Annotated in this window: 2 protein-coding genes; both read right to left on the bottom strand. The window is 38.3% G+C overall.

What is annotated here, in order from left to right:
- On the bottom strand, positions 1-908 hold a 908-nt coding region (gene mglC / locus H964_RS09690), incomplete at its 3' end, for a galactose/methyl galactoside ABC transporter permease MglC (protein ID WP_039767139.1).
- Between the two features lie 27 nt (positions 909-935).
- Complete coding sequence (locus H964_RS09685) at positions 936-2,453, bottom strand: sugar ABC transporter ATP-binding protein (RefSeq protein ID WP_039767137.1); 1,518 nt, start codon at positions 2,451-2,453, stop codon at positions 936-938.
- Between the last annotated feature and the right edge of the window lie 205 nt (positions 2,454-2,658).

The raw sequence follows: 2,658 nt of genomic DNA, 5'->3' as shown, positions 1-2,658 counted from the left end.
CCATAGTTTATAACACCAAATATCAAAACACCTGCTAAAACACCAGGCACTGTTCCAATTCCACCTGTTGTTGAAACGCCACCAACAACGCAGGCTGCAATAGCGTCAAGCTCGTACATGTTACCATAGTTGTTTGTTGCACCGCCAGTTCTTGCAGCCTCTAAAACACCTGCTAAGCCATATAAAAGTCCTGCAAATGCATAGACAAATATCAATACCTTTGCAACATTTATACCAGAAACCCTTGCAGCATTGACATTACCACCGACTGCATAGATACTCTTTCCTATGCTTGTCTTGTTAAGTATCACCCATACAACTATTGCAACAACCAAAGCTATTATCAAAATATATGGTATTGAATACTCACCTGAAATTCCAATATAACCTGTACCTAAGTTTGTAAAGTCAGACCTTAAACCACCGATTGGCTGTGAGTTGTTTGGCGGAAGGTTAAAATACAGTGAGTTTGCGCCATAGATGATTACCATTGAACCCAAAGTCGCAATAAACGGTGGTAAGCTCAAACGCGAAATTACTATACCATTTAAAAGCCCAAACAATAAAGTAATTACAATTGCAATTAGTATAGGAACTATCAGTGGTAGCTGTGGAAGGTCGGGAAAGAACCTTCTTGCATAGTCAGCAGTTTGAAGCATTGACGCAGACACAACAGCAGCTAAACCAACAGCTCTTCCTGCTGACAAATCAACACCGCCAGTGATTAACACTAAGCTCATACCAAGTGCAATTATTGCCCTTGTTGATGACTGAAGCAATATGTCTCTAAAACATCTCCAAGATAAAAAGTCAGGGCTTATAAAGGCAATCACAATTATGAGGGCAAGTAGAATAAAGTAGATTGCATTTTGTGATACTATTTGTCTTATTCTCTTTGCCGATGTCATTTTGAAGTTGACCTCCTCAAAAATAATTTAAGCTGAGAATCTTGTTGCAAGTCGCATGATTTCTTCTTCTGTTGCATCTTTTCGCTCCAAGATACCAGAAACTCTACCTTCACACATGACAAGGATTCTGTCAGACATTCCTAAAAGTTCTGGCATCTCAGAAGAAATCATGATAATGCTTTTTCCTTCTGTTGCAAGTTGATTTATGAGATTGTAAATTTCATACTTTGCACCAACGTCAATTCCCCTTGTTGGCTCATCTAAAAGAAGAATTTCTGGTTCTGTCAAAAGCCAGCGTGCAATTAATACTTTTTGTTGGTTTCCACCAGAGAGATTCTTTATCTGTGTTTTATATGAAGGTGTTTTTATTTTCAAAACCTTAATAAAGTTTTCGGTGTCCATCACTCTTCTCTTGTCATTCAAAAGTCTAAAACCATTTAGATATTTCCTGAGACTTGCCAATGTTGTATTTTCTAAGATGTTAAGTTCTGGAACAATTCCTGTGAGCTTTCTATCTTCTGTTAAAAGTGCAATCTTGTTTTTGATTGCATCCTGTGGGCTTTTTATAACAACTTCCTTTCCTTTTATGTATATCTTCCCTTCTTTAATGCTTCTTAGCCCAAATATAGCTTCAATCAGCTCTGTTCTCTGAGACCCAACAAGTCCGCCAATCCCTAAAATTTCGCCTTTTTTCAGTTCAAATGAAACATTCTTAAACGACTTTGGATGAACAGATGTCAAATTTTCAACCCTCAAAATAACCTCTGAGGGCTTGTTTGTCTTTTGTGGGAACCTGTCTGACATCTGGCGTCCAACCATGTTTGCAATCATCATATCAGGTGTGAGCTCTGATATATTCCACGAACCAACCACTTTACCATCTCGCATGATTGTCACTTCATCTGCTATCTCAAATATCTCTTCAAGCTTGTGAGAGATATATATGATTGAAACACCTTTTGATTTTAGGTCTTTTATTATCCTAAAAAGATGCTCAACCTCGTTTTCTGTCAAGGAAGATGTTGGCTCATCCATGACAATAACTTTTGAGTTGTAAGATACAGCCTTTGCAATCTCAATAAGCTGAATTTTAGAAACAGAAAGCTGGCCCACAATTGCCTTTGGGTCAACATCTATCTCAAGTCTTTGCAAAAGTGCTTTTGTGTCTTCGTACATCTTCTTGTGGTCAACAAACCTAAAAGGCCCCGCATTTATGTGAGGAAATCTGCCAAGCCAGATGTTCTCCATCACATTTCGCTGAGGAACTGGCTGAAGTTCTTGGTGGATCATTGAAATCCCAAGCTTTATAGCGTCAATCGGACTTTGAATGTGAACATGCTGACCATCTAATATGATCTCACCACTGTCAGGCTTGTAAATTCCAAATAGGCACTTCATCAATGTGGACTTCCCCGCACCATTTTCGCCCAAAAGCGCATGAACAGTCCCTTTTTTTATCTTTACTGTAACATTGTCAAGTGCTTTAACACCTGGAAATTCCTTTGTAATGTTATTCATCTCTAAAATATACTCTGGTCTTCCCATAGCAATACACCTCTTGAAACAATTTTCCGTCAAAAAAAGCAATTCAAAATTACCGCCACCTTGCCATCTTCTAAATAGGCTCTTTGACAAGGTGGCGGCTTTAGTTTCTATGCTTTACTGTTCATTTACGTATTTTTTCATCTCTTCTAAGTTATCTTTTGTAACCTTCTGATATGGTACCCAGATGTACTTTCCATCTGTGATG

Source organism: Caldicellulosiruptor sp. F32 (assembly GCF_000404025.1).
GTDB lineage: Bacteria > Bacillota > Thermoanaerobacteria > Caldicellulosiruptorales > Caldicellulosiruptoraceae > Caldicellulosiruptor > Caldicellulosiruptor saccharolyticus.
This window is presented reverse-complemented; position numbering and strand designations above follow the sequence as displayed.